Raw genomic sequence first — 24,025 nt, forward strand, 5'->3', positions numbered from 1 at the left:
GCAATGCAATTGTCCTAGTGCAATACAATGATGCTCAGCGCTTTTGTATGCTCGGCTCAAGGTCGACAGCCGGGCACCTTCAAGCCCACAACAAAATCAGTCGACCTGTACCGGACTGCGCCCAGATCCATGAGATCAGTCCTTGTACGCTTTGCTCTTGTAACACTGCCTCCTACCACAGAGCCGTCACCGACGGGTCAACAAGAAACAGGAGATTTTATCGATGAGCAATTTCCCTTCCCGCAGCACCCATGCATTGCGTCACCTGTTCGTAGCTTGCGCGATGTTCGGCCTAGTCTCCGGCGCCCAAGCAGCTACGACACTGGAAACCGTCAAACAGAACAGCAGCATCCGTATCGGTTATGCCAACGAAACCCCGTTCGCCTTTACCGAAACCGACGGCAGGGTCACCGGTGAATCACCGGAAATCGCCAAAGCCATCTTTGCCAAAATGGGCATCAAACAGGTTGACGGAGTGTTGACCGAATGGGGCTCGTTGATCCCGGGTCTGCGCGCCGGGCGCTTCGACGTGATTGCCGCCGGCATGTACATCACGCCGGCTCGCTGCAAGCAGGTGCTGTTTACCGATCCGCAGTATCAACTGCCGGACGCGCTGCTTACGGCCAAAGGCAACCCGAAGGGGCTGCACAGTTACGAAGACATCGCCAAGAATCCCGAGGTGAAGCTGGCAATCATGGCCGGCACGGTGAACCTGGGCTATGCCCGCGACTCGGGTGTTAAGGATGAGCAAATCCTCCAAGTACCGGACACCACCGCCCAGTTGCAAGCCGTGCGCGCCGGTCGTGCCGACGCGGCAGTGGGTACTCAACTGACCATGAAAGGTTTGGCCGCCAAGGGTGGTGAAAAAGTTGAAGCAGTCACCGAGTTCAAGGATGACCCGTCACACATTGGATACGGTGCTCTCGCCTTCCGTCCGGAAGACAAAGACCTGCGCGATGCGGTCAACGCCGAGTTGAAAAAATGGTTGGGCTCCGAAGAGCACCTCAAGGCAGTTGCCCCTTTCGGGTTTGACAAATCCAACGTGACAAGCAAAACGGCTGCCGAGCTCTGCGCTCAATAGTCGAAACAGGCATGGCGCCACGGCGCGATGCCTATTTCCCTGCTTAATCCGGATGGACAGGTTTAAACCATGGGTGAATTACTTCCGCTATTGATACAAGGCGCCTGGGTGACACTCCAGGTGACGATCTTCGGTTCGCTGCTGGCGATTGTCGCGGCAATCCTCGCGGCTCTGGGGCGCATGTCGCCTTGGCGGCCATTGCGCTGGTTTTCCATTGCTTACATTGAAGTGTTTCGAGGCACGTCGTTGCTGGTGCAATTGTTCTGGCTGTTTTTCGTGCTGCCGCTGCCGCCGTTCAACCTCGAACTGAGTCCCTACAGCGTGGCCATCGTCGGCCTCGGCTTGCACATTGGTGCTTACGGCGCCGAGGTGATGCGCGGTGCGATCAGCTCTGTCGCCAAGGGGCAATACGAAGCTTCCACGGCACTGAACTTTAGCGGCTATAAGCGCTTTCGCCGCATCATTCTTCCGCAGGCATTGCTGGCCGCTATTCCGCCGGGTACCAACCTGCTGATCGAATTGCTGAAAAATACTTCACTGGTGTCGTTAATCACCCTGTCAGACCTGAGCTTCAGGGCTCGTCAATTGGATCAGGCAACTTTCGAGACTCTGGAAATTTTCAGCCTGGCGCTGGTGATGTACTTCGTCTTGGCGCAGGCGATCAACATCGGCATGCGTCACATTGAGCGCCATCTGGCTCGCGGGCGGATGCGTGGAGGTCTGTCATGACACTGTTCGATTGGACCTATGCCTGGCAAATCCTCCCCGATTTACTGCGCGCTTCCCTTAACACCGTGGGGATTACCCTGGTCGGCTTCCTGATTGCCATTGTGCTGGGGCTGTTCCTGGCTATCGGTCGAAGGAGCCGCAGAGTCTGGCTGTCGTGGCCGACCACCGCCGTGATCGAGTTCATTCGCAGCACGCCGCTGCTGATCCAGGTGTATTTCCTTTACTACGTGCTGCCCAATTACGGTGTCAGCATGACCGCGATGCAAGTGGGGATTCTCGGCATAGGCCTGCATTACGCCTGCTACATCGCCGAGGTGTATCGCGGCGGCCTCGATGCGGTGCCGCGCGCGCAATGGGAAGCGGTCACGGCGTTGAACATCGCCCCATACAGCGCTTATCGCAACATCATACTGCCCCAGGCCCTGCGGCCGATCCTGCCTCCATTGGGCAACTACCTGGTGGCGATGCTCAAGGACACGCCGGTGCTGTCGGCGATTACCGTGGTGGAAATCATGCAACAGGCCAAGAACATCGGTTCCGAGAATTTCCGCTATTTGGAGCCGATCACCATGGTCGGCCTGTTTTTCCTCGCCCTAAGCATTGCTTTGGCTTATCTGGTACGGCGCCTTGAAGTGCGCCTGGAGCTACGCTAATGACTACTCCACTGTCGACACCCGGTGACCTTTCACGGCACAGCAACCCGACCCCGCTGCATCCGCAGGAGGCCATGGCCATGCAGGAAACCAAACCGGTAAAGCCGATCGTCAGCTTCCAGGACGTTACCAAGAGCTACGGCAACTTTACCGTGCTCGATCATTTGAACCTGGACGTCACGCCGGGTGAGAAAGTCGCGATCATCGGCCCCAGCGGCTCCGGAAAATCCACACTGCTGCGGGTACTGATGACACTCGAAGGCATCGATGACGGACTGATCCGCATTGAGGATGACTTGCTGACCCACATGCCCAATCGCAACGGTGTATTGGTGCCCGCCAATGACCGGCACATCCGCCGAGTGCGCGGCAAGATCGGCATGGTGTTCCAGAGTTTTAACCTGTTCCCTCACATGACAGCGTTGCAAAACGTTATCGAGGCGCCGGTGCAGGTGCTCGGTATGAAACCGGCCGAGGCCCGTGAACGTGCAGCAGACTTGCTGGAGCTGGTGGGTCTGGGCAGCAAGCTCGGGCATTACCCATCGCAGTTATCCGGTGGTCAACAACAACGGGTGGCGATCGCCCGGGCACTAGCCATGCGCCCGAAAGTCATGCTGTTCGACGAAGTGACCTCCGCGCTCGACCCGGAACTGTGCGGCGAAGTGCTCAACGTGATCCGCAAGCTCGGCACCGAACACAACCTGACCATGCTGATGGTTACGCATCAAATGGGTTTCGCCCGGGAGTTCGCTGATCGTGTGTGCTTTTTCTACAAAGGGCAGATTCACGAGCAGGGCACCCCGGCCCAAATCTTCGAACACCCGCAGCAGGAACGCACGTGCGCGTTTCTCAGTGCGGTGAAAGAAGCCAACTAGGCAAGCTCCCAGCCCTGGCCGCCACTCGGGTCGATTACGCGTTGGGATTGCAGTTCATCGTCCTGCTGGGGGATTTGGGAAAGCCAAAAGGAGTAGTTCATGACTTGCTTGATTTGTGTTGAAACTGCGGCGGTCTTTGAAACTGATGGTGAATACGAGGAAAGAACCTGTCCGAGCTGTGGGCATTGTCGAATTACGGGTGCGGCGCTTGTGCTGATGAAAACCCACGGTTGGTATTTCGATATAGAGCTGACTCGGAAGTGGATCACAGAGCACCAAGGCATCGGATTTATTCCAACAATTGATTCGCGCCAGGCAGTTCGCCTGATTGACGTTTAATCGGCCACTCAATTCAGACCGGTCACTGTCCCGCTGAGGCAAATACGCTTTTCTGTGAGCGTAGGGGCCCAATGCAGGGGCATGTCCTGGCGGTGACGTGATTCGGATTTATGGGCTATTGGTTGATGGCCCGGTATGTGGTCTGATTCAGGAGCTTTGTAATGACAGATACCCCCTTACAGAGATGCCGACGTGGTGTTGGCGTGCCCAATATGTGGAAGCATCCACTTTGAACGTCCGCTTCCGCGAAAGTCGTAAGACCGCTTAGGGTCGTTTTCTGCCCCTCGCGACGGGCAGAAAACGGCCAAAAGCGGACACTCTAACGTGGCTGCGTACGACCCCTCGCGGTCTGTCAGCACCTGCCAGAGCGTACGGTTGTGGATCACAACTCACGACCCAAATGAAGTCTCGTAGTGTAGAGGCCAAACTGGTCGTTCAGTGCTGCGAGCCAACGACCACAGATTGTAGCTGTGACCACTGGTCACTCCGGTCCAACTCTTGGCGCACCACGCCCTTGGCATTGCTTCCACATCGATGCCGTCATGCCGAAGTTTTTCCTGAACCAGAAGCCGAACGCGCTCGGAGTTGAGAACCCGAGCAGGTCGGCAACTTCCGCCAGTGAACGGTCACTATCGATAAGATGTCGAGAGGCAAACTCTGATCGAACCGTCCGCAGCAGCAACGAGAAATTCGTTCCTTCAGCAAGCAGATGCCGATGGAGCGTACGTCTATCCATGCCCAGCGTCTTCGCCACTTGGTCCGCCGTGCAACGGCCAGTTGGCAGGAACGCGATGATGGTTCGCCGAGCGTTATGCGCCGAACCCTCGCCGGCGGAGGAAAGAGCGTTATCCAGGATACGGCGCGCATAGAGCGCCATGCGAGAGTCCGAGGGGGGCAGCGGTGAGCTCAACAGATGCGTGGCGCAGACGATGCCGTTGAAATCTGCATTGAACTCCACCGTTCCTCCGAACATCGTTTTGTGGATAGTCGGACCATGCGGTGGACGGTGCTCAAGACAAACACTTCTAGGCTTCCAACTGGGTCCTAACAGTTCGGCAATACTGCGGTAGAGCACGCCCATAGACAACTCGGTCACCTGCCGAACCGATCCGTGCGCTTCTGTTAACACCACCTCCAACCGAACAACTGACCAATCGTCGTGCTCCTCGACGGTTGTTAGTAGAGACGCGTTTACAAGCCGCATATAGCGACAAAGGCTATCGATTGCCTCTCGTGCAGTCTGGGCTTCACGCATCAGGACACTGAGCGGGCCGAGGTTGGAGAGTCTTCTTGTCCTTGCTAACCGCAGCCCGAAGTCCTCGATTCCCGATACAGCGGCGGAGCTCTCCAGCAAATGGCGCACTGCCAACGCGCTGATTGGCGTATCTGGATCGACCAAGTGCCGAGGATTCAAGCCCGACTGGCGCAGCATAGCGTCCGGGTTAAGTCCTCCTTCTCGTGCAAGATCGTCAAATCCCACGAGGCTGGCGCTTCGAAGTAGCGGCACGAAGTATGGCAACGTGTGTCCCCGATTAGATATTAAATGTCCCAAAAAATACATCAAGGATACGTCGAGGTCGACAAACTGATCCTAGACGAGAAGCAAGCTTAGCCTCCCGTCTCACGAACCACGACGGCCCACTCCGGAACAGACAACACCTCTTTCTAGGGCTCTCTTTTTCTCCCAAGTGAATTGACAGGAGATCTCCAGATGTCCTTGAACAACAAGCAGTGGCTGCTTATTTCCCACACCACTGGCGAACCCACGCCCCAGCACTTCAAGCTCGTCGAACGCGAACTGCCCGACCTGCAGGACGGCGAGGTGCTAGTGCGCCACCACTACCTGAGCCTCGATCCGTACATGCGTGGGCGCATGACGGATGCGAAGAACTACGCGACTCTACAGCCGCTCAACGAAGTCATGATCGGCGGCACCGTAGGCGAGGTCGCCGCGTCGAAGAACCCTGCTTTCGCGGTCGGGGACCCGGTGGTGGGCATGGGCGGCTGGCAGCTGTACCAACGCGTGACCGTCGCGGAGCTCGGTGGCTTGCGTAAAGTGGACACGAGCTGCGTTCCCTTGTCCGCCTATCTCGGCTCGGTCGGCATGCCGGGCGTGACCGCATGGTATGGCCTCAACAGGATCATCGAACCCAAGGCGGGCCAGACTGTCGTGGTGAGTGCGGCCAGCGGGGCGGTAGGCGGCACGGTCGGCCAGCTCGCCAAGGTGCGCGGTGCGCGGGCAGTTGGCCTCGCCGGTGGCCCCGACAAATGCCGGTATGTGACGCAGGAACTCGGCTTCGACGCCTGCATCGACTACAAGCAGCACCAGGACCTGGAATCACTTTCGCAGGCCTTGAAGGAGGCCTGTCCCGACGGCATCGACGGTCACTTCGAGAATGTCGGCGGCATGATCTTCGACGCCGTGCTGCTGCACTCGAACTCGTTCGCGCGCGTGGCACTGTGCGGCATGATCTCCCGCTACGGCCAACCCATTCCAATTACCCAGACCCAACACATCCTGATGAACCGCATGCGGCTCGAAGCCTTCGTCATCAGCGAGCACATGGAAGTGTGGCCCGATGCACTAAAGGAGCTCGGCACGCTGGTGGCTACCGGCAAGCTCAAGTATCGAGAGACGGTATCTCAGGGTTTGGAGAGCGCGCCTGAAGCCTTGTCTGACCTGTTCAAAGGCAGGAACTTCGGCAAGCAGCTCGTCAAACTCGTCTAAAGCCGGGCGATAGCTGGCGAAACATCTTCCTGCACCCACTACCTGCTGCTTGGATTTGCCCTTCTACGCGCAGTTTCTTGGATTAACGGACAAATCAGCTCCGTTTTTAACCCCCACCGTCAAGGAGCCACGATGCTTTTTCTAATCCACTTCGAAGTAACCGTTCCTGCCGATACTTCGGAGGAACTGAAAGAACAATTACGTCAGGGCGAACATGCTCGCGTTTTTGAGTTTATTAAAACGGGCAAACTGCGCCGCATCTGGCGCCCAGTAGGCACGGCTGACACCTGCTGCCTTTGGGAGGCTGACAGTCTTGAGGAGCTTCATGCCGCGGTACGGTCTCTTCCGCTGTATCCGTATATGAAATTGTCCATTACCCCTCTGGTTGAACATCCCGCCGCCGCAGCGTGGCAAAAAGCGCACGGGCCTATGCCGGCGTTTTGAGGTGGCGACCTGACATTCGGACAGGAGCGCTTTGTATTTTATCAACGGCTTCGCGCTTGTCAGAGATGCCCCGAGCCTTGCCAAACCGCGATTTTATTGGTCGGCATAGTTAAACGTTAACTTCAACCACGAGCGATGCGGCGTGACCCACAATAATAATTACAGGAAGACGAAATGCGAATCGAACAACTGACCTGTGTCATCGGCGCGGAACTGCTCGACGTGAATCTAGGCGACGCCGTGCGCGATGACGACCTTTTCAACGAAATTTACGCAGCACTATTAAGGTACAAAGTGCTTTTTTTGCGGGACCAGGACTTGGACAAGTTCTCACGTCGCGACCATGAAGCATTTGCCAAGCGTCTGGGACAGCTCGAAACTCATCCAATGCTCCCTAACCACCCGGAGGCGCCGGGTCTCCTGCAAATCTACAAGTCTCCGGACAATCCGCCAGATCGCTACGAGAACTCCTGGCATTGTGATGCCACGTGGCGTGAAGCGCCTCCGATGGGTTCTGTTCTGCGTTGCATCGAATGTCCGCCAACTGGTGGCGATACCATGTGGGCCAACATGGTGATGGCTTATGACAATCTGCCTGTGGATGTGAAGCAGGAAATTGATAGCTTGATCGCCAATCACAGCTTCAACTCTTCCTTCGCCGCCGCCATGCCAAAGGAAAAGCGCCTGGCGATGAAGGCGCAATACCCGGATGCCGAACATCCGGTAGTACGTACCCATCCCGAAACTGGCGAGAAGGTGCTATTCGTCAATGCCTACGCTACGCATTTCGTGAATTACCACGCCCAAGGACGTGTCCGTGTAGGCCAGGACCTCAACCAAAAAGGTGTCGACCTGCTGAAATACCTGATTAGCCAGGCCTATAACCCCGAGTACCAAGTCCGTTGGCGCTGGAAGAAACACAGCGTGGCAATATGGGATAACCGCTGCACCCAGCACTATGCCGTGATGGACTATCCACCCTGCCATCGCAAGATGGAGCGCGCGACCATCACCGGCGACAAACCCTACTAACGAGTAAAACGGCCCAGTTTCCAGAGGCGCCTCCAAGCGCCTCCTTTAGTTTTGTCTGAAGCAACTTGCTACCTCTGGCCGATTGTTGTCTGCCACAAAAGGCTGTGATCGACCCAGAGCGTGTAAAAACGCTTCGCCAAGATTGCAGTGTGCGCGTCTACGTTAAATCTGAAATTTATCGACACGTCAGCAGATGTGGATTTTACGTAGAAGCGCGATTTCCAGTCCGGTTTTGAGTACCTGTCGCGCTGAAAAACGTTTTTACACAGCCTCGACCCGAACCTTCCGTTCAACACCTAAGAAAAGGGGTCAAAGTAGTCGCTGTGAGCCGATAGATAGCTTTTAGCCGAAACGCAAGTATGTAACGGATAGCCTCCCTGGCGGGCTCGCTCATCGGCGGCGTCCAAGCGAATCAGGAACCGCTGGATTTCTGCGCCAACCTCCGGCATAGCAGCGACTTGGAGTACCGCTTCTTGATCTACATTACGAGCATGCGTGATGTCGCGCAGTACTAACCCAAGGACTCTCATGAAAGTCATTCAACTGCAACATCCCGCTGGTCTGGATAATCTGCGCCTGGTCGACATGCCTGCTCCGGGTGCGCCCAACGCAGGCGAGATTCAGGTGCGGATTCATGCCAGCTCGCTCAATTACCATGACCTCGGCGTCGTCACCGGCCATGCCTGTGCGGAGAATGGGCGCATCCCCATGTCCGATGGTGCAGGGGTCGTCACCGCCGTCGGCGAAGGCGTGACTGAGTTCATCGTTGGCGATCATGTGGTGTCGTGTTTCTTCCCCCTCTGGCAATCAGGCCGCGTCGTGCCCACTACCTTCCAGACAGTGCCCGGCGATGGTGTCGACGGCTTTGCCCGCGAAGTAGTCAACATGGCCACTGATGCCTTCACCCTCGCGCCAAAGGGCTACACCCATGAAGAAGCGGCCACGCTGACCACGGCAGGCGTGACCGCTTGGCGTGCGTTGGTGGTCGACGGGCGCATTCAGGCGGGCAATACGGTACTGGTGCTGGGTACCGGCGGCGTTTCCATCCTTGCGTTGCAGTTGGCCAAATCAATGGGCTCCCGGGTGATTGCCACGACCTCGTCCGAGGCCAAGAAGGAGCGCTTGCTAGAGTTGGGGGCCGACCACGTCATCAACTACAAAGACCAACCAGAATGGGGCGACGCTGTTCTGGTCGCCACTGAGGGGCGAGGTGCCGACATAGTGGTCGAAGTGGGCGGCCCGGGCACGTTGCCCCAGTCCATACGCGCCTGCGCGCCCGGCGGCCACATCGCGCTGATCGGCGTGCTCACCGGCATTTCCGGCAGCGTTCCAACCCTGGAGTTGATGCGCAAGCAGCAAACCCTGCGAGGCCTGATCGTCGGTAGCCGCGAGCAGCAACAGGACATGGTGCGTGCGCTGGAAAACTTCAGCTGGCGACCCGTCATCGACAGCCGCTATCCACTGGAGCGGATTGCCGATGCCTTTGCCCACCAGATCACGGCCAGTCACTTTGGCAAGGTCTGCCTGCACTATTAATTGAAAAGCCCCTAGTGTGGAAAGGGGACGAGGAAGGATAGTCCGCTTGGCAGATTGCTACCTGTCGCTATAGTCCGCTTTGGGTCGATATGAGCCTCTCAGCTCTGCCTGGTCGGTCAAGTTCGCCGCAATTTCGCATCCAGATGCGTGACAAGCGAGAAGCGAACCCTCGGTGTTAGCGCTTGGAAAACGTGTCGGCATGCTAACAGTTCTTAACAATTGTGGCATTGCGCGGCGCCCTATGCGTCCCCGTAAGTGAGACACTTTTGAATGCGGATTCCACGCCATTTGGATACCCAGCCCTCGATCATTTGGACGCTCGTTCCACGCTCACTTGGACACCTGACCCGTATCCACATGGACAGGCAGTGGGAGCGCAGCGACGCAGGTTTACATAGTCAGTCTGAAGCCCCTGTTGTCGTCAATTTCGTTGCGCGCCTGCGCATCGATATGCACAGGTCTTCCCGCTTCAAGCGACGGTGGGCGGTAGCTTGTTGCTCGATCTAGGCGATGGTGTTGGCGGTGAATGGCATGGCAGGTGCGGGCGCAACTTGCGGGCTTTGCGCCGGACTTTGCTCCACCCGCACGCCGAAGATGAAAACATCTCAGCACAGGGGAGGCAGTCAAGCTCAAATTAGCTTGTGATCAAAATGATTGATGGTAAGTTTGGCCGTGACCAGTCCATCTATAGAAGTGAGGCCGCGCAAGTCACGGGTGGAATTCGCGGGGCGTTAGATTCCGTCGTATCCACGGAAAATGGCCAATCCGTCCTGCTGTCCAGCGGAGCGCCGCTGGGGCGCGACTTGCACAACCTCAATCAAATGATAGGCCAGGTAACTGATCGGTTTCTAGTAATTCACCCACCAATACCGAACCATCGGTGTTAGCGCTTTGCCAACGTCTCGGCACGTTAGCCATTGTTAGCATTACGCGGCGCCTATGCGTCCCCGTAACTGAGACCTCTGATTGCGGATTCCACGCCACTTGGACACCCAGCCCACGATCATTCGGACGCTCGTTCCACGCTCACCTGGACACCTGATCCGTATCCACTTGGACAGGCAGTCTGAGCGCAGCGACGCTGGTTTACATAGTCAGTTTGAAGTCCCTGTTGCCGTCAATTTCGTTGCGCGCCTGCGCATCTATGTGCACAGGTCTTCCCGCTTCAAGCGACGGTGGGCGGTGGCCTGTTGCTCGATCTAGGCGATGGTGTTTGGCGGTGAATGGCATGGCAGGTGCGGGCGCAACTTGTGGGCTTTGCGCTGGTCTTTGCTCCACCCGAACGCTGAAGATGAAAACATCTCAGCACAGAGGAGGCAGTCAAGATCAAATGAGCTTGTGAGTAAAATGGTCGATGGTAAGTTTGGCCGTGACCAGTCCATCAATAGAAGTGAGGCCGCGCAAGTCACGGGTGGAAGTAGCGGGGCTTTAGATTCCGTCGTATCCACGGTAAATCGCCGATCCGTCCTACTGTCCAGTGGGGCGCCGCTGGAGCGCGACTTGCACAACCTCGATCAAATGATAGGCGAGGGCGGCGAGGCCTGCAACGTGCTGGACCGTGCGACGCTGTTCAGGGAGTCTTCGGCTATTGACGCGGCTCATTCATGGGTTGATTTCGCGATTGAAGCCTGCCATCCCAGGAGTGCTGTTGTTAATTTCAGTTAATGTCATACCGAGCGGAAAACGGCTTTTTAGTCGGTGAAAGTCAGTTGAACAATGCCTTTGCGGGCCCTGCTGTTCATCTCATCCAGTGACAGCTCTTGGTCTACCGTATCGCGTAAGCGCCGCTCCCTTGCCAGGCGTTCACTGGCTCTGCTGGCGAGGTCGGTGAGGATATCAAGCCCCCTAACAAGGGTTGCCGTGCCGCGCCAGTCATTGTCGAACTCGGGACTTAGTTCCCGTACTCGTTTCAGCGCGGAGCGTGCCCGTACTGCGGCAGAGCATATGTTTTGCAGGTCGCGTCGATCTTGGTTGTAGCCGGCGATTGTGATGCTGGCTTGCTCCGCCACACTGCTTGCCAAGCGGCTGAATTGACCCCTTATGGCATCGGCCACAGCGTTCGCGATGACGCCCTGGTTTGTTTCGGCTGCATCGGCGATAGGATCGTCAATCAGCCCGCAGAGATAGTCCAGTGGCACCACGTAGAGCTTGGCATATTCAATGAGAGTACGTAGGGGCGGAATGCGCTCACCTTTCTCTGCTAGCGAAATCTGAGTGGCATTCGAGTATCCCAGGCGTTCGGCGGCGATGCTTGCCTTCATACCTGCACAAGTGCGGGCAGCGCGCAGGCGTTTGCCAATGGAGCGTGCCAAAGTATCGTTTTTAACAAAAGTCATGGGTGCAGCTCCATAGGCGTGTTTTCGTAGTCGGCGCGCAGGTCGGCGCCAGCCAGGCAGTGACGGGCTGTAGGCGCATAGCAGGCGCGGCAGGTCATAACGTGATTCAGGTATTGATCACGGGCGTGGCGCCACTCGGGTGCGGCATTGGCGGCGTTGGTGTAGGTGCTTGCCGGTAATTGGCCGGGGCGCTCGATGCGATCCACCAACAGCAGGCGCGGGCGATCCGGGGTGCGATTCGCCATGGTCGGTTTATCGGCGCCAGCAATGGTCGGGGGCATGTGATCGAGCAGGCCGGAAAGGAGGCTCATTGCGCCACCTCGCCCGGATTGCCATACATCCCAAATGTGTCTGTGAAAATAAATCGGGGGAACGGGGGTACGGGGGGAACACCCAGTGTTTCCGGGGCCTCCAGAGGGGGAACCTGTACCCCACCGTTTTTTTGGGGGAACAGTGATAACCAAATGTCAGAAAATACACAGACTCTTATATTTAAAAACATGTTTGTGTTCCCCCTGTTCCCCAACACTTCAATAAGGGGGAACGGCTATAGGCCACGGTTTTACTGGCCGTTCCCCCGTTCCCCCTGTTCCCCACGAAAATAGGTTCCTGTGAATCCGGGCAATGACGCTGGGTGGTGTTCATGGGCTGACCCCTTCGCCATCCATGGCTTCTTGGTCGATGGCATACAGGCGGGCAGACCCACCAGCGGGCAGGCGGTATTTCTTGGTTTTGCGGCTGTCTCGGTCGGTATCGTGCTTGGCGATAGCGCCAGCGCCTTCTAGCGCCTTCACTACTCGCGTCAGCCCGTGCCCATGTGCTGCTTCGGTCAGCGCCGACTTGTTGAACAGGTAGAGGCGCTTACCGGCCACCACTTCCCAGTAGCCGGCGCGGTTGAACACCTTGGCGTCTACCTCGGGCGCGTCCACGTCGGAAAAGCGGCTACTACCGTGCTTGTCGATAAAGTCCAGGATGCCGGCCAGGATCTGGCGGTCTTCGGCATTGCCACTGCCGACGCGGCTCAGCCATTCGCCATACAGCAACTGGCAGTCGGCTAGGGCACTCCCCGGCGTCCAGGGCAACAGGTCATAGGCGATGGCCATTTCCCCCGCTAATGCGATGACGGCGAAGCGGTCGGCCACACGTCCAGCCTGGGCGTTGTCCTCGATGAAGCTGGCGCGGATACCGGCGAAGTCTTCCAGCAGGCCGGGGCGGTCATCACTGGCGAGCAGCTTCTCCACGAACGCTGGCCCGAGATGCCCGTGGTGGGCGCCGACAGCAACGGTCAGCAGGCGGTGGAAGTCCGCTCCCGCAAGGCCGTGCAATTCATCGAAGGCCCGGTGGGTGCGAGTACCGGCGTTCACGTCCACCATGCGCAGCTCAGCGCCAGCATGGGCTGCATTACCGCCGATGGCCGCGTGTTCAGACAGGGAGCGTTCGCCACTCGACAGCGCCAGCAGACGCCACGACAGCTTGGCCCGACCTTCCCGCTCGCGGGTCATGGTGCCTTTGCCCTGGCCGTTGGCGAGCGAGTACGCCATCTCCTGTACACGCTTGGGGTCGGCGCGTTTGATTTCATCCAGAGGCAGCATGGTGTCATTGCGGCCTGATGCCTCGATTTCCAAACCGCCCTTGGTCATGTCCCACGACGCAGCAAAGATGCCGGGGTCGCCCCATACCGAGGAACCGATTAGTTGCGCAAGTGACTTGCCGCTGGAGCTGTCGCCCACCAGATGCACACCACCGCCCAGCACGCCGACCAGACTCAGCAGCGGGCCAGCGAGGGCGCAGCCAATCGCCAGCGTCAGTATCGGATTGCCCTCGCACTTGGCCGCGACCTCGGCTTTCCAGTGCTCCAGGTCGCCGCGCAGGCTGAACAGGTTCTGTCCCTTGCCGCTGGCCTGATACCGCACCTTGTCGCTGCCAAGGGTGCGCCCTGGCAACACGAATGCCCCCGACTCATGCCAGCCCGGTCGGCAGGTGGTGGCGAACACCTCGGCGGGCCGCTGCTCAAGCAAATACTCCATGAACTGGCCGCGCTTCTTGAGGGCGATAATCACGCCCATACCGAACAGCTGGCGCCTGGCGTCTTCCCCGCTGCCGCCGAACACCTCCATGGGAATAATCCATTCCTTGGTGCCGCTCTCCGTGACTAGGCGCAGGAAACGCCCCTCGCTGCCGTCATCGCTATTGGTGGTGCGAGCGGCGACGGTCACGGGGGTGGAGATCCATTCGTCAGTGATCGGGCGGTCTGTCTTGTCGTCGTCGGCATCATCGTCGGCGGCGCTGCGTTTGAAGCCGTGCCAGTACACGCCGGGGCGCAATCTGCGGCCTTTCTCATTCGTCACCCAGTGATCGTAAACGCCCCAGCATGGGCGCTCAGGCTCGACCATGGGCGCTTCGGGGCGCAAGTTGATCACGTTGTTTTCAGGCGTACCCATGGGCGCGTCTCCAGGTGGCGAGGTCGTTGTAGTCGGATAGGTGGGCGGGCGCATCGGCGGGCCACTCGGGGAATGTCACCAAGCCGCCACAGGCTGCGGCGGCGGCATTGGCGGCGGTGCGTCCGGGGTTGCCCTCGGTCATTCGGTCGTCATCGCCGGTAAGGATGATTTCCAGATTCGGGTAGCGAGCACGCAGCGCCAGCGCGGTCGGCTTGAGGTTGCCGGCGTTCATGGCAGCCGCCACGGTGTAGCTGCCATCCTGGTGAAGCGTGGCCCCCGTGGCCCAGCCTTCGCAGATACACAGCGGACGGCCGACGGCGACCTGGCCCAGCGCCGAATAGCAGCCCTTTACACGGCCACCAGCCATGAAACGCTTGCTGCCGTCCGGAGCGATGCGTTGCAGGTTGACCAGCATGCCATCGGCATACAGCGGCACCAGCAACTCGTCATTGCGCTGGCGCAGGCCGTGGGAGCGAACGCTCTTGGTGATCAAATAGGCGTGGCCAGGGTCGGCGCGTCGTGCGTCACGCCACCAGCGTTGAGCAAGGGTTGCCGCGCTCAGTTGGCGTTGGCGTTGCTCGGCCTCGCGTTGCTGGCGGGCCTGCTCGATGCGTTGGCGCACCTGTTCGGTTTCACGGTGGTCGGCAGGTTCACGGCTGTTCCAGGTGTGGGTGCCGCCAGCCTTCCAACTGCCGAACGCACCCGAGGCGATGCCATCGAGATAGAGCACGTACCACCCATTGAGTGATCCGGACTTGTCGTCCGGAACGCGGAAACGATGAATCGCACCATCGGGCACGGGGAGCCAGTCGAGCGGCCCAAACACTGACTGGAGCGCGCCACGAAAAAGGATTGCTGTGTCTGTCATGCGGCACCTCGTGCAGCGCCAGCAAAGGCCCGCATGACCTGACCGTTATTCACTGCGTGCCATTGCGTGAAGTCGTCCACCGACTTGACCAAGGCAGACGTGACAACGGCGTCAGCGCTGCGCATGACTACGCGCCCGCACTCAGCGTCGGCTTCGGTCAAGAAGGGGCCTAGCAATGCCTTAGCGATCTTCGGATGGGTGACGTAAAAAAGCGTCGTTGTTTTCTTAGGGCAAGCCTTCGGCGTTCCCGCTTTTTTGCAGGTTTGGTTATTCATGGTGGGTTAAGCCTCTACGGGGTCAGGGCTGGCGCTGGTCGCCGCTGGCTCGCTCGATGTCAGCTTCATGTCTGCTTGAGCCGTGCGCGTTGCCGCCGTCACGCTTTCCGCCAGCCATGCGTTCCATTGACCGTGCGGAACCTGTTCCTGGACCAGATTGAGGCTGTGCCCACTGGCGATGGCGGTGACAGTTGATTGCTTGTTCATTGCTCATCCCCGACAGCTTCCAGGCTGCGGACGATTGCCATGTGGGCGTTGTAACGGGTGAGGCGGACAGATAGGGATGAGTCAGCACGAAGGGCGCTTAAGGCCATGCGGCGGTGAGCAAGTGCGCGGATTTTGGACGAATTGAGGCTGAGGATGTGTTGCATGGGTACAGCTCCTTTTGCTGGGGAGCCGCCACCTTCGTGACCAAACGAATGGAGGCGGACTGTATGCGGGTTGGTCAACCGGGGCAAAAGGAACCCGGCAGGCGCGAACGCCTCCCACACACAGCCGCCATAACTCGAAACGACAGGCACAAAAAAAGCGCCTGCGTTTTTATGGGGCGCTTGTGCGCCTTTTGCTTTATCGAGTGACCAAACCCGAGTCACTGAATTTGCAGCGACGGGCGAACGATACCGCCGCTGGGCGAACTTGGCAACACTCGGGGGAGATTGGGTGGGAGTGATGCAGTGACGCCAAGTAGTGCTAATTTTCATGACTCATCCAGTGCAAGGGGCAGCTGTAGTTGTTCTCTCCAGTAGGCAATGCTTTGTTCGAGACCGGGCCTGCTCCAGCGCCAATTAGCCAGAAGACTCCCCCCTTGGCTCGCCTCGTTCTTTCTATCATCCAGCAACTGGCAAGCTTGTCCGTAATTCTGACGAGTCGCTGGATCAGTGTTCAGTAATCCGTCGATACGCATGTCGCACCAGACGGAGAACTTGGCGTCGCACCAACGAGCAAAGGTAATTGCCAGCTTGGGATGAAGCCAAGTACCGCCACCGCGATCCGCCCGCGCCTTGCTTGTTTTTACATACCCCGAATTCCGGGTATGTAGAATTTCCGACTGTTCGCCCGTTAAAAACTCATCCAAAGCGCAGATGTATTCCAGTGCGTCGGTGTTCTCAAACCATCTATCTAGCCGCTTGCCGAACCTCTCGGCAATCTGCGTTGCATTAAGCCAGCCGTCAGCGTTAAACCGCACGGCTTGGCCCTGGTAGTCGAATGGAATGATTGGAGCGCTCATGCGGCATCTCGCGCTTCGATCTTGGCCAACAACCAAGCGTCCACCTCCGCCACAACGTAATAAGCCGCAGCTTGCCGGGAGTCACCATCCTTGATCGGTTTTGGGAACGTTGGATCTTTCTTTCGCAGCTTGTCCAGGCCGGAGCGGGACAAGTCGAGCCAGACGCAGAGCGCGGACTGGCGGATAAGGGCTTTTCTCTGGATTTCGTTGCTCATGGGTGTGTCCGTGTGGATATGGATGACTCCCACCATTTTCCACATGGATTAAGCCGTGTATCCCTCGTTAATTTGCTCCAAGACCGCTGTTGACTCGCAAGCTGCCGAACTGAACGCAGCGCAGCAGTTGGGGCTTGCTCAACGACTAGCCTTCCCTGATAGCCGCTCTATGCTTTTGGGGGAGAGTAGGATTCCTGCTGCCGTGAACGCTGCGGTGGTAAACGCTATTCGAGGAGATATTTGCGGGTCCTTGGTGGATGCCCCATTACGGTTTCTTTTCCTGCGTTCCTGCCTATAGCCTTTCCACATCCGTTGATATACGCGGGATAGTTGGACATCGACTTGATGCGATAAAACTCTGCGCCACTTGGAGCTCAGCTCCGCATCGACCCTAACGAAGCTATCCATCGTCACCTTCTTTATCGGCAACAATCCGAGAGTCGGCAGAGGACCAAATTGGTCGCGTTTCTGACAGTCATTCCAGATGTTCAGGCAGGCGAGTGCCAGGTCTGTCTGATGTGGCTTATGCTTTGGTCCTCGACGTCCCCTTTCGGCGGCAACCCTGCCCCAACTCTCGATTATCGCCTTCCTGATCGTCCTCGGCCCAACTGTTTCTCCCCCGCCTAGATCGTCACTAGGAATCCAGTGGAGCTCTCGGTATAACGATTCCGCTAGCTCCCGATTTCCGTTCTGCAAAGCTCTCGTCTGAGCCGCCCAGTTGCTATCGGTGATCCTGCTCAGGGATTCGTTGTAGATGTGATCTGTGAGGGAGGAGCATTTGCTCAAGGCGTCTAAGAGATGAGCATCATCCATGGCTGTCATGGCTTTCATTTCACGTCGGCTGCCTCTCAAGGTTGCAGCCTTTAGCTTGCGCTCCTCGTGGTGCCCTTTTGCTACTGCGACGTAGTTCAGCAGAGCGCGGAGGCGGCACTCGCAAATCCGGTACTCAGTCAGTACGAGTGCTTGGGATATAAGCTTTTCGTTCTCTGTCGCAGTGACTGCCGCTTCAAAGGGGAGTCTTGACCAATGCGGTTCGTCCCTCTCGGACAAGATTGTTCCGTCCATTTGTGTCGTCATGCTCGCTTGAACTCCACCACATTGCCCGCAGCCAGTCTATCCAGGTGGTCGGCATACCACTGCATCATGGTGCGTCGTTGTTCTAGATAGGTAGCTTTGTTGTAAACGCCGGCAATCCCGTCTTTGACGTGCGATAGCTGAGCCTCAATGTGGTTTTCGTCAAAGCTATTTTCATTGAGGATCGTGCTGGCGATGTGTCTGAACCCATGGCCGGTCTGCCGACCTTCATAGCCAAGTCGGCGCAGGGCCATCAGGAAGACGGTATTGGAGCGCGGCTTGGTGGTGTCGCTACGGCCAGGGAACAGCAGTAAATAAGCTCCGGTGAGGTTGTGCAGATCGCGCAGCAGTTCCACGGCTTGGCGGGGGAGGGGAAACATATGCTCGCGACGGCGCTTCATCCGTTCAGCGGGAATCGTCCAAAGGCCAGTGTCTAGATCGAACTCAGACCACCGGGCCTCTCGCAGCTCAGACGGCCGGCAGGCGAGCATAGACAGTAAGTGCAGACCAATACGAATGTCGGTAGCGCTCGGGTACGCTCTGATGGCTCGTAACAGGGGCGGCAGTTCGTCGATTGAAACATGGGCATAGTTCTCGGCTGGCTTGGTCAGCAGAAATTTATGCAGCCCTTCCAGCGGGTTGTGAGTGGCGCGGCCAGTGACGCGGGCCAGGTCGTAAATTTCCCGGCATATAGCACGTACCCGGCTAGTCTGTTCGACAATGCCGGTCTGTTCCATGCCGCGCAGGAACTCCATCCATTCCATCGGCAGAACGCCTTGATAGGGTCGCTTACCAAAGACTGGGAACACGTGAAGTTCCAGTGCACCTATGACCCTGGTCGCCGTCCCGGCACTCCACCCTTTGCGCTTGTTGGCGTACCACTCGCGAGCCAGATGCTCGAAAGTATTGTTGGCTGCCTCGCGCTCCGCTGCCTTTTGGGCGCGCTGGGTGGCGAGCATGCTGCCATCTTTCGTTGTGCTATCGCGTAGTTCTGCTGCTTTCTGGCGCGCCTGTTCGCCGGTCAACTGGTGGCTACCTTTACCATAGCCTCCAAGGCCTAGCCAGGACCATTTGCCATCGGCTTTTTTGTAGCGCAGCTCCCAGGACTTTTGGCCGGTTGGCTTCACTCGCAGATAGAGCCCAGCGCCATCTAGCTCCCGGTAGGTACTGGCCTCTGGCTCAAGGCTGGCCAGGGTAGTGTCTGCCATCGGACGACGCTTAATCTCCGAACGCTTCATGCGTGTATGCCCCAGTTTCAAAATATTGGCGAGCATACAAGCAGGCATACACGGGGCGCAATGCTGTGTGGGTTCATTCGTAAACGTACAGAAACAAGAAAGCCCGCACAGGGCGGGCTTCTTGGGGTGTTTCCAGTCATGTGGGAACATGTGGAAACTAATGGTTGGTGCACCAGGCGGGATTCGAACCCACGACCCCTGCCTTCGGAGGGCAGTACTCTATCCAGCTGAGCTACTGGTGCAGCGGGCGCCATGATACTCATATGCACTGCGGGCGTCCATGCTGCTGAATCGCCTGTGTTTTTCGAAGCTGTCACAGGCGTTTGCTACGCTGATCAGAAAAAATGAGGCAAAAGCGTCGTTTTCGTTCTTTTTTTCGAACAGCCTATTGTCCTTTACCCCCTTTGATCCTAGGATTCGTTTGAGATTTCAAACGCTCTTGTCTGGGTGCTGAACCGCGCGAGTTCATTGCGTGCGCTATTTATGTGCTTCAGCCCGGTGAATGATTTCCCTGACGGCAGCCTATCGAGGCGCCTTTCTACAATCATAATTTGCTCCGCATTTATTGCGGTGCTGTTAAGGAAAGCCGACATGCAGCTTAAAGACACCCAGTTGTTCCGCCAGCAAGCCTTCATTGATGGCGCTTGGGTCGATGCGGACAATGGTCAGACGATCAAGGTCAACAACCCGGCAACGGGCGAAATTCTGGGTACTGTGCCGAAAATGGGCGCTGTCGAAACCCGTCGTGCAATCGAAGCCGCTGACAAGGCGCTGCCGGCCTGGCGTGCACTGACCGCCAAGGAACGCGCGAACAAGCTGCGTCGCTGGTTCGAACTGATCATCGAGAACCAGGACGACCTGGCGCGCCTGATGACTATGGAACAAGGCAAGCCATTGGCCGAAGCCAAAGGCGAAATCGTTTACGCCGCTTCCTTTATCGAATGGTTCGCCGAAGAAGCCAAGCGCATCTACGGTGACGTGATTCCGGGCCACCAGCCAGACAAGCGCCTGATCGTGATCAAGCAGCCGATCGGCGTGACTGCTGCCATCACCCCGTGGAACTTCCCGGCTGCAATGATCACCCGTAAAGCCGGCCCGGCCCTGGCCGCCGGTTGCACCATGGTGCTCAAGCCTGCTTCGCAGACTCCGTTCTCCGCCTTCGCCCTGGCTGAACTGGCCCAGCGTGCCGGTATCCCGGCTGGCGTTTTCAGCGTTGTTTCCGGCAGCGCCGGGGACATCGGCAGCGAGCTGACCAGCAACCCGATCGTGCGCAAGCTGTCCTTCACCGGTTCGACTGAAATCGGTCGTCAGCTGATGTCGGAATGCGCCAAGGACATCAAGAAAGTGTCCCTGGAGCTGGGTGGCAACGCGCCGTTCATCGTGTTCGACGACGCGGATCTGGATAAGGCCGTCGAAGGCGCGATCATTTCCAAATACCGCAACAACGGCCAGACCTGCGTCTGCGCCAACCGCCTGTACATCCAGGATTCGGTCTATGACGCGTTCGCCGAGAAGCTGAAAGTGGCTGTGGCCAAGCTCAAGATCGGCAACGGTCTGGAAGACGGCACCACCACCGGTCCGCTGATCGACGAAAAAGCCGTGGCCAAGGTGCAAGAGCACATCGCTGACGCCGTTTCCAAAGGCGCCACCGTGTTGTCCGGCGGCAAGCCGATGGAAGGCAACTTCTTCGAGCCGACCATCCTGACCAACGTGCCAAACCACGCTGCCGTAGCCAAGGAAGAAACCTTCGGTCCATTGGCGCCGCTGTTCCGCTTCAAAGACGAAGCCGACGTGATCGCGATGTCCAACGACACCGAGTTCGGCCTGGCCTCGTACTTCTATGCTCGCGACCTGGGTCGTGTGTTCCGTGTGGCTGAAGCCCTGGAATACGGCATGGTTGGCGTCAACACCGGGCTGATCTCCAACGAAGTCGCGCCATTCGGCGGCATCAAGGCCTCGGGCCTGGGCCGTGAAGGCTCCAAGTACGGCATCGAAGATTACCTGGAAATCAAATACCTCTGCCTGGGCATCTAAGCTCGCAAGACATCAGCCCGGCAGGGCATTGCTTGAAACGCAAAGGGCACGAGAGCGCTGACCCTTTGCGTGCTTCAAACGGAACTTTCTCTGTGGCGGGGAAAACTGTGGCAGTCGATCATCGCATGCTGCCTTAGTCACCTTCCCGCCGCTTAATCCTTGAACCACGCCGACCGATGAGCGGCGAATGAGGAATGTAATGAGCAAGACTAACGCTTCTTTGATGGCCCGCCGTACCAATGCAGTTCCACGTGGTGTTGGCCAGATTCACCCGATCTTCGCCGAGTCGGCGAAGAACGCTACCGTGACTGACGTTGAAGGTCGTGAGTTCATCGACTTCGCCGGCGGCATCGCTGTACTGAACACCGGCCACGTGCACCCGAAAATCATCGCCGCCGTGACCGAGCAGTTGAACAAGCTGACCCACACTTGCTTCCAGGTTCTGGCGTACGAACCGTACGTGGAAGTGTGTGAAAAAGTGAACGCAAAGGTTCCGGGTGATTTCGCCAAGAAAACCCTGCTGGTCACCACCGGCTCCGAAGCCGTGGAAAACTCCATCAAGATCGCCCGTGCCGCCACTGGCCGTGCCGGCGTGATCGCCTTCACCGGCGCTTACCACGGTCGCACCATGATGACCCTGGGCCTGACCGGTAAAGTCGTGCCTTACTCGGCCGGCATGGGCCTGATGCCAGGCGGCGTATTCCGCGCGCTGTACCCGAACGAACTGCACGGTGTGAGCATCGACGATTCGATCGCCAGCATCGAGCGCATCTTCAAGAACGACGCCGAGCCGCGTGACATCGCTGCCATCATCATCGAGCCGGTTCAGGGCGAAGGTGGTTTCTACGTCGCGCCAAAAGAGTTCATGAAGCGTCTGCGTGCCCTGTGCGACCAGCACGGCATCCTGCTGATCGCTGACGAAGTACAGACCGGCGCTGGCCGTACCGGTACTTTCTTCGCCATGGAACAGATGGGCGTTGCTGCCGACCTGACCACCTTTGCCAAATCCATCGCTGGTGGCTTCCCGCTGGCCGGTGTGTGCGGCAAGGCCGAATACATGGACGCCATTGCTCCAGGCGGCCTGGGCGGCACTTACGCCGGTAGCCCGATCGCTTGCGCCGCTGCATTGGCAGTGATGGAAGTGTTCGAAGAAGAGCACCTGCTTGACCGCTGCAAGGCAGTCGGCGAGCGTCTGGTCACTGGCCTCAAAGCCATCCAGGCCAAATACCCGGTAATCGGCGAAGTCCGTGCCCTGGGCGCAATGATCGCTGTCGAGCTGTTCGAAGACGGCGACACCCACAAGCCGAACGCTGCAGCGGTGGCGTCCGTTGTGGCCAAGGCTCGCGACAAGGGTCTGATCCTGCTGTCCTGCGGCACCTACGGCAACGTTCTGCGCGTCCTGGTACCGCTGACTTCGCCGGACGAGCAACTGGACAAAGGCCTGGCGATCATCGAAGAGTGCTTCTCCGAACTCTGATCTTCGAGTGTGACCCGGTCGACAAAAACCCGCTTCGGCGGGTTTTTTTTCGTCCCTTGAATCACAACAGGTGGATCGGCGCTGTAACGAATGGCCGCCATTGGCTAAGGTTCAGGCATTGCCAGGGAGCGCCAGTATGACAAGTGTCATTTTACCCGCCGTGCCGAGAGTACTGATCGCCGAGGCCGACCCCTGGTCCCGCGATCTGCTCAAGGAAGTGCTTTTGAAAGTGCGCTGCGATGCGTGGCTGGATTTGTGCGCCGATGGCCAGCAGGCACTGGAACTGTTGGCGGCCAATCCCTATGACCTGGTGATCGCCGACTGGGAGCTGCCCGGCGTCGATGGCCTGAACGTCCTGCGCAACATCCGCCAGCGCAAACGCCAGCCGCCTTTGCCCTTCATCCTGATGAGCGGGCGCGCCGATAGCGCCAGTGTGCGCGAAGCCTTGCCGTTGGCACCAACGGCCTACCTGACCAAACCCCTGAACATGGAAAGCCTGACCCGGCGGCTGCAGGGCTTGCTGCTCAATGCTGGCGTCGAGGTGTCGTGCGAGGTTCCGTCGCTGGCGCCGGGCATGACGCTGTCGGTGTACCTGGAGCGTCGGCGCGAACTGGCGGAGGGGGCGCCGTTGATGACTGACGTGCAGTTGGCGGTCAAGCGCAGTCTCAATCCCGGGGGGCTCGATCTGACGGTGTTGGAAGACGAAGTCCGCACAGATCCACAAGTTACCGCTGTGCTGATAGCGGCCGCCAACAGCGCCGCCCAGCACCAGGGTGGCGCCGTGCAAACCCTGGCCCAGGCACTGCATCGCCTGGGTACCGGGCAAAGCATGAACCTGATCCTCGGGCTGGCACTCAAGCGCAGCGCCCGGCTCAGCGATCCCTGCCTGGCTGACTATGCCGAGCGCTATTGGGAGTTGTCGCTGCATACCGCCGAATACGCGCGCACGCTGGCGCGCCTGCTCGATCTGGATCAGGAGCGCTGTTATTGCGCAGGCATGTTGCATCGCCTCGGTGATCTGGCATTGCTGCGCTGCTTGCAGGAATGGCAGCAGGCGGGTGGTGAACTGGACGAGCGGGAGGAAGTGGGTGAAGCCTTGGCGCATTTTGCTGCGGCCTACGGCTCGGGGCTGCGTACTCGCTGGCGCCTGCCGCTGGAGCTGCGGGAGCTGATTGCAGCGGCCTATCAGCTCGGTGGCGGGGTTTACTCGCGCGAAGCGCTGGTGATGAACGTGGCGGCGCAGCTGGCGCGTCTGACCGAGCATGAGGGCGTCGAGGCGTTGGCAACGAGCCGGACGGCGCGCCTGCTCAAGATTGGTTTGCCTGAGTTGATGCGCTTGCGCAAAAAATGATCAAGCACAAACCTTTGTGGGAGCGAGCAAGCTCACTCCCACAGGGGTTTAATGTCGGGTTTGGCCGGGGG

24 protein-coding genes and 1 tRNA gene are annotated in these 24,025 nt (G+C 58.4%); 13 read left to right on the top strand and 12 right to left on the bottom strand.

Annotation, left to right across the window (positions count from 1 at the left end):
- Positions 1-223 precede the first annotated feature (223 nt).
- The 5 genes from ehuB to ASE98_RS24600 all read left to right on the top strand — a co-directional run bounded on the left by ehuB (position 224) and on the right by ASE98_RS24600 (position 3,677).
- A complete protein-coding gene (ehuB, locus tag ASE98_RS24580; protein ID WP_060543914.1) occupies positions 224-1,081 on the top strand; it encodes an ectoine/hydroxyectoine ABC transporter substrate-binding protein EhuB in 858 nt (285 codons plus the stop codon).
- Between the two features lie 69 nt (positions 1,082-1,150).
- Positions 1,151-1,810, top strand: a complete 660-nt coding sequence (gene ehuC / locus ASE98_RS24585; protein ID WP_060543915.1) for an ectoine/hydroxyectoine ABC transporter permease subunit EhuC — start codon at positions 1,151-1,153, stop codon at positions 1,808-1,810.
- On the top strand, positions 1,807-2,463 hold the full coding sequence (gene ehuD / locus ASE98_RS24590) for an ectoine/hydroxyectoine ABC transporter permease subunit EhuD (RefSeq protein WP_060543916.1): 657 nt from the start codon (positions 1,807-1,809) through the stop codon (positions 2,461-2,463). The genes ehuC and ehuD overlap by 4 nt, the downstream gene beginning before the upstream one ends.
- Complete coding sequence (ehuA, locus tag ASE98_RS24595) at positions 2,463-3,338, top strand: ectoine/hydroxyectoine ABC transporter ATP-binding protein EhuA (RefSeq protein ID WP_082457645.1); 876 nt, start codon at positions 2,463-2,465, stop codon at positions 3,336-3,338. The genes ehuD and ehuA overlap by 1 nt, the downstream gene beginning before the upstream one ends.
- Before the next feature lie 99 nt (positions 3,339-3,437).
- Positions 3,438-3,677, top strand: a complete 240-nt coding sequence (locus tag ASE98_RS24600; RefSeq protein WP_060543917.1) for a hypothetical protein — start codon at positions 3,438-3,440, stop codon at positions 3,675-3,677.
- A 481-nt stretch (positions 3,678-4,158) separates the two neighbouring features.
- Here ASE98_RS24600 and ASE98_RS24605 read toward each other — a convergent pair whose 3' ends face one another.
- Complete coding sequence (locus tag ASE98_RS24605) at positions 4,159-5,157, bottom strand: AraC family transcriptional regulator (protein ID WP_201782604.1); 999 nt, start codon at positions 5,155-5,157, stop codon at positions 4,159-4,161.
- A 231-nt stretch (positions 5,158-5,388) separates the two neighbouring features.
- Between ASE98_RS24605 and ASE98_RS24610 the strand changes: the two genes are divergently transcribed.
- From ASE98_RS24610 to ASE98_RS26795, 5 genes are all read left to right on the top strand, one after another.
- Positions 5,389-6,405, top strand: coding sequence for an NADP-dependent oxidoreductase (locus ASE98_RS24610; protein ID WP_060543919.1), 1,017 nt, complete (start codon positions 5,389-5,391; stop codon positions 6,403-6,405).
- Between the two features lie 132 nt (positions 6,406-6,537).
- A complete protein-coding gene (locus tag ASE98_RS24615; RefSeq protein WP_060543920.1) occupies positions 6,538-6,849 on the top strand; it encodes a muconolactone Delta-isomerase in 312 nt (103 codons plus the stop codon).
- Between the two features lie 174 nt (positions 6,850-7,023).
- A complete protein-coding gene (locus ASE98_RS24620) occupies positions 7,024-7,881 on the top strand; it encodes a TauD/TfdA dioxygenase family protein (protein WP_060543921.1) in 858 nt (285 codons plus the stop codon).
- Between the two features lie 528 nt (positions 7,882-8,409).
- Positions 8,410-9,417 (top strand): zinc-dependent alcohol dehydrogenase family protein, encoded by a 1,008-nt coding sequence (locus ASE98_RS24630; protein ID WP_060543923.1) that lies wholly within the window; start codon positions 8,410-8,412, stop codon positions 9,415-9,417.
- Positions 9,418-10,917: 1,500 nt separating this feature from the next.
- A complete protein-coding gene (locus tag ASE98_RS26795; RefSeq protein ID WP_156465553.1) occupies positions 10,918-11,082 on the top strand; it encodes a hypothetical protein in 165 nt (54 codons plus the stop codon).
- Between the two features lie 26 nt (positions 11,083-11,108).
- Here the strand turns inward: ASE98_RS26795 and ASE98_RS24640 are convergent, their stop codons facing one another.
- From ASE98_RS24640 to ASE98_RS24690, 11 genes are all read right to left on the bottom strand, one after another.
- Entirely contained in the window at positions 11,109-11,753 is a 645-nt protein-coding gene (locus ASE98_RS24640) for a helix-turn-helix domain-containing protein (RefSeq protein ID WP_060543925.1), read from the bottom strand.
- Entirely contained in the window at positions 11,750-12,064 is a 315-nt protein-coding gene (locus ASE98_RS24645; protein WP_060543926.1) for a hypothetical protein, read from the bottom strand. The genes ASE98_RS24640 and ASE98_RS24645 overlap by 4 nt, the downstream gene beginning before the upstream one ends.
- A gap of 330 nt (positions 12,065-12,394) precedes the next feature.
- Positions 12,395-14,194 (bottom strand): DUF927 domain-containing protein, encoded by a 1,800-nt coding sequence (locus ASE98_RS24650; protein WP_060543927.1) that lies wholly within the window; start codon positions 14,192-14,194, stop codon positions 12,395-12,397.
- Positions 14,181-15,062 carry a toprim domain-containing protein gene (locus ASE98_RS24655; RefSeq protein ID WP_060543928.1) on the bottom strand — a complete coding sequence of 294 codons (882 nt, stop codon included), beginning with the start codon at positions 15,060-15,062 and terminating at the stop codon, positions 14,181-14,183. The genes ASE98_RS24650 and ASE98_RS24655 overlap by 14 nt, the downstream gene beginning before the upstream one ends.
- Complete coding sequence (locus tag ASE98_RS24660) at positions 15,059-15,337, bottom strand: hypothetical protein (RefSeq protein WP_060543929.1); 279 nt, start codon at positions 15,335-15,337, stop codon at positions 15,059-15,061. The genes ASE98_RS24655 and ASE98_RS24660 overlap by 4 nt, the downstream gene beginning before the upstream one ends.
- A gap of 6 nt (positions 15,338-15,343) precedes the next feature.
- Positions 15,344-15,544 carry a DUF3102 domain-containing protein gene (locus ASE98_RS24665; protein WP_060543930.1) on the bottom strand — a complete coding sequence of 67 codons (201 nt, stop codon included), beginning with the start codon at positions 15,542-15,544 and terminating at the stop codon, positions 15,344-15,346.
- The gene (locus ASE98_RS26800) at positions 15,541-15,708 is read right to left on the bottom strand and encodes a hypothetical protein (protein WP_156465554.1); all 168 of its coding nucleotides are present in this window, start codon (positions 15,706-15,708) and stop codon (positions 15,541-15,543) included. Before ASE98_RS26800 ends, ASE98_RS24665 begins: the two co-directional genes overlap by 4 nt.
- Before the next feature lie 326 nt (positions 15,709-16,034).
- The gene (locus ASE98_RS24670; protein ID WP_060543931.1) at positions 16,035-16,565 is read right to left on the bottom strand and encodes a KilA-N domain-containing protein; all 531 of its coding nucleotides are present in this window, start codon (positions 16,563-16,565) and stop codon (positions 16,035-16,037) included.
- The gene (locus ASE98_RS24675; protein ID WP_060544070.1) at positions 16,562-16,780 is read right to left on the bottom strand and encodes a helix-turn-helix transcriptional regulator; all 219 of its coding nucleotides are present in this window, start codon (positions 16,778-16,780) and stop codon (positions 16,562-16,564) included. The genes ASE98_RS24670 and ASE98_RS24675 overlap by 4 nt, the downstream gene beginning before the upstream one ends.
- Positions 16,781-17,853: 1,073 nt before the next feature.
- Complete coding sequence (locus tag ASE98_RS24685; RefSeq protein ID WP_060544071.1) at positions 17,854-19,092, bottom strand: tyrosine-type recombinase/integrase; 1,239 nt, start codon at positions 19,090-19,092, stop codon at positions 17,854-17,856.
- Between the two features lie 165 nt (positions 19,093-19,257).
- Positions 19,258-19,334 (bottom strand) — tRNA-Arg (locus ASE98_RS24690).
- 349 nt (positions 19,335-19,683) lie between these two features.
- Here ASE98_RS24690 and gabD point away from each other — a divergent pair.
- From gabD to ASE98_RS24705, 3 genes are all read left to right on the top strand, one after another.
- Positions 19,684-21,126 (top strand): NADP-dependent succinate-semialdehyde dehydrogenase, encoded by a 1,443-nt coding sequence (gene gabD, locus ASE98_RS24695; protein WP_060543933.1) that lies wholly within the window; start codon positions 19,684-19,686, stop codon positions 21,124-21,126.
- A gap of 199 nt (positions 21,127-21,325) precedes the next feature.
- Positions 21,326-22,603: a 4-aminobutyrate--2-oxoglutarate transaminase gene (gene gabT, locus ASE98_RS24700; RefSeq protein WP_060543934.1), complete on the top strand. Its 1,278-nt coding sequence runs from the start codon at positions 21,326-21,328 to the stop codon at positions 22,601-22,603.
- 136 nt (positions 22,604-22,739) lie between these two features.
- On the top strand, positions 22,740-23,954 hold the full coding sequence (locus ASE98_RS24705) for a response regulator (protein WP_060543935.1): 1,215 nt from the start codon (positions 22,740-22,742) through the stop codon (positions 23,952-23,954).
- Positions 23,955-24,025: the final 71 nt, after the last annotated feature.

Source organism: Pseudomonas sp. Leaf48 (assembly GCF_001421885.1).
Taxonomy (GTDB): Bacteria; Pseudomonadota; Gammaproteobacteria; order Pseudomonadales; family Pseudomonadaceae; genus Aquipseudomonas.